General features: G+C 56.5%; 1 protein-coding gene. It reads right to left on the reverse strand.

Going from position 1 to position 3,567, the window contains the following annotated elements:
• Nucleotides 1-3,567, reverse strand: a 3,567-nt coding sequence (locus D5269_RS18740; RefSeq protein ID WP_243126944.1) for a YDG domain-containing protein, incomplete at both ends; no start/stop codon positions are given.

The raw sequence follows: 3,567 nt of genomic DNA on the forward strand, positions 1-3,567 counted from the left end.
AGTGTCCGGCTTGGTTTCGTCGGGACGCGCTACAATCGTGGAGCCGCCGCCGGAGGAACCATTGTCACCGCCGGAAGAACCGCCGCCGGATGAGGAACCTCCCCCGCTGCTGGAACCGCCAGAGTTTCCGTTCCCACCGCCGGAGGAACCGCCGCTACTGTCTTTCGTCCAATGTGCATAGACGGTCACACTTGATGTAAAGATGGTATCAAGGGTGATTTTATCGCCGCCTGTTTTTGCAGTGTACCAGCCGTTAAAGGAATACCCGCTTTGAGTGGAAGTCGGCAGGTTTGTCAATTTCCCGCCTGTGGTGGTCTGCGCCGCCGGGCTTGTGCCGCCGTTCCCATCAAAGGTCACGCTGTATTCCGCAGGCTGTGGCGGTGTAGTACCGCCGTCCTTTTCAAACATCGCTTTGACAGTCACATTTGCGGCGGGCATGGTAAAGCTGTTATTACTGATTGTCACGCCGCCGGAAATGACTTGCCATTCCTTGAAGTGATAGCCGCCGTCCGGTGTGGCGTTCAGGGTGATTTTTGTTCCTTTCTCCGCTGATGATGGGGAAGCGGAAGCTGTGCCACCTTTACCGGCCTGCACTGTTACGGTGTATTTAGCAGGCGGCAGGGGTTTACTGGTAATTGTCAGGGTTCCGTTCTCATAGACGATTCTGTCTTTGTAATTACCGCCCTCCGGGACTTCCGCTCCGCTGGCCGTGACCGTCACAGAGCCGGTTTTGGAGGTATCCGGGGCTTCGGCATAGGCTACGGTTGGCGGGGTTTTCAGGTTTTCACCTTGAACAAGGCCCGTGATGTTACAGTCTGCCGCAGAGAATACGGGGGCAGTTTCCCCCACATAAATCGTTTTGCTTGGGGCGGTAACTCTGATTTCCGCCTGTTCAATCACAACGGGAATCGTTGTGCTGCCAATGTAGTTCCGATCCTCCGGGTCCACGGAAACGGTGAGGGTGTAGTTCCCGGCATTGACCGGGGCCGCATGGTTCGGGGTATCCCAGGTGTAGACAAAGCCATTTACGTTTACCGTCTTGCCGTCCACAGAGGCGGTGGCGGTCTGCTGGTATTCAATAGGACTGCCATTATAGGTACGCCCGGTCAGTGTCACGCCGGAAATGTCCACGGACTGCTTGTTGACGCTCCGCACGTTGATGGTGGCGGTCATATCCTCGAAGTTTTGGGTATGGATGGTGACGGTGATGGTTCCGATTTTAGTTTCGCTGTCGCTCTCCACCGCCTTAATGGGCAGGGTAAGGGTCTGGCCGTCAATCATTGCGCCGCTGTCGTAGTAGCTGCCCAGATTGACCGGACCAAGCTCGTAGGTGACGGCGGTGCTGCCCAGGCTTATGCCCTCCGGCACATCGGGCCGCAGAGCGCCCAGGCCGTAGGTGTAAGTATGCTCCTGCGTATTGGCAACCGCCAGATCGCCGGTCTTGGGGGTGAGGGGCGCAGCTTTGCGGATGGTCACGCTGGCCGGGACCGCTCCTGCGGGCCGGGTCACAGTGTAATTCTCCGCGTCCGCGCCGGTGAGGGTCATTGCGGGCAGGGTGAGGTTGGTATAGGTTCCCGCGTTGGAGCCGTTCAGGGTTCCGGTCAGGCCGGTGGTATCAACGGATACATCATCGCCGTTCAAAATTCCGGCCAGCGTCACGCCGGTGATCTCCACCGAATTGGTTCCGTCATAGGCCCTGCCCTCCGCCGTTGCTCCGGTGGCGGTCAGCGGGGCGGGAAGGACACTTAAATAGTCACTTAGAGTCATGGTCCCGCCATCCGAGCCAGTCCACCACGTTACGCGAGCAGACCACATGTACACACCTACTGCAAGTGTCTCCGACGGTGTAAAGCTGGCTCCTGTGGACTCCTGGACGGTAGACATATCATTTAAACTCTTAAGAATCCATTGGAAGGTTGCATCCGGCAGGGTGGAGGAACAGGTAAGTGTGATGGGCTTTCCATATTGCATGGTTTGGCCGGGGGCCGGCGCTGTGAACGTACCATCCGTTTTCGTATAGCCGCAGTTTTCACAGCTGCGCCGGATGGTAACGGCGTTCTCATTATGTTCCGGCGTCCACGAGCCGTAGGTATGCGCCTCTGTTTTGGTCCTGCCGCAGAACTGACAAGCAGTGATGTGATGCTCCCCGCCGCTGTCGGGCGTATAGGTGTACTGACAGTCCTCCGCAGCTCCCGCATACCCGCAGGCCAGACAGGTCATGGCGTGGGTTTCCGCACCTTCATTCGGCGTGCACTCGCAGACGCCCTCGCCGGTATGGTTGCACTTCTTCACCGTCACTGTGCCGGTCAGCATGGCTTTTGTATCAAGCGATACTTCCCCCCAAGTATTGCTGCTATCCACCCATCCTTCTGCCTTTGTAACAGGTAGGTTATTTCTGTGATAGGCATAGCCCTCCGCAAGTAGATTTTTCAGCGTGACAGACGCATCGGCACTTATAGATACTGCAAATCTTCCTATGAGGGTTCCGCCGGAGAGAACTGCTTTCCCGGAATTGTGTACCCACAATCCCCTTTCCTCTCCCGAGATAACTCCGCCGGAAATGTTGACGGTTCCACCGGAAATTCTCACACCGCAAAATCCTGAAACAGTCCCGCTTTTGATGGATAGAGTCCCGCTTTTTACTTCGATGGTAATATTTGAACTCTCAATCTTTCCACCGGTTCCGCTGTCTTGAATGGTAAGGCTGCCGCCTGAGATATCAAATGCGTCATAGTAAGATGCTTTGACAGTCTGACCGTTCAAATCCAACGTGAAGGTGCTGCTGCCTCTGATTTCAATGTAGTTGCTGCCTAAATCCACCTCCGACAGCAGGGTTACTGTCGCGCCGGAGTTTCCTTCTGTGAACGCATCGGCCAAATTGCCCACATAGGTGGTGGCGCCAGCAATGGTCACGCTGGCTACGTCATTTTCCTGCTGTTCGGCATGGCCCTCTGCCGGGGCGGGTGCGTTGGCCCCGTCCAGCGCCTCTTGCAGCGCATAACAGCGGGAGAGGTCAAGCTGCTCCTGTTCCTCCCCGGTCAGTTCTGCAAACAATGCAAGTATCTGCTCAAGCTGCGCCCGCACTTTCTCCGCATTCTCATCCGTGATGCTCCCCACATCCGACAGGGCGGCAATCAATTCCTCTATCGGGCAGATGCGGCACTCATAAGTACACGGGCTGCCTTCCCCATTCTCTGACGCAGGCTGGTAGCCGCAGGATTCATCATGTTCCCGATGGTGCTTGCAGATGCTGGTATCTTCCGGCTGTGCCATATCTTCTTCCGCAGATTTCCCTTTGCAGTCCGACAGGCCGGCATCCTCTGCGCCGCAGACCGGGCAGTCAGGATTGATCTGACCCTCTGTACAGAGGGTCAAACAAGAGCATTGCTCTTGTTTGACGATTCCTGTTTCCGGTTCCTTGTCGGCTTCGCCGCTGTCCTGCGGATTGCAGATTTCACACACATAGGTGCATGGTGTTCCCGGCGTTTCTTCCGTATAGCCGCAATCGTCCGTATGCGCGGTGTGGTGTTCGCACAGCCCGGTTTCCGGCTGTCCTCTGTCTGCCAC

Origin of the sequence: Anaerotruncus sp. 1XD42-93 (genome assembly GCF_009917605.1) — a bacterium.
Taxonomy (GTDB): Bacteria; Bacillota; Clostridia; order Oscillospirales; family Ruminococcaceae; genus Anaerotruncus.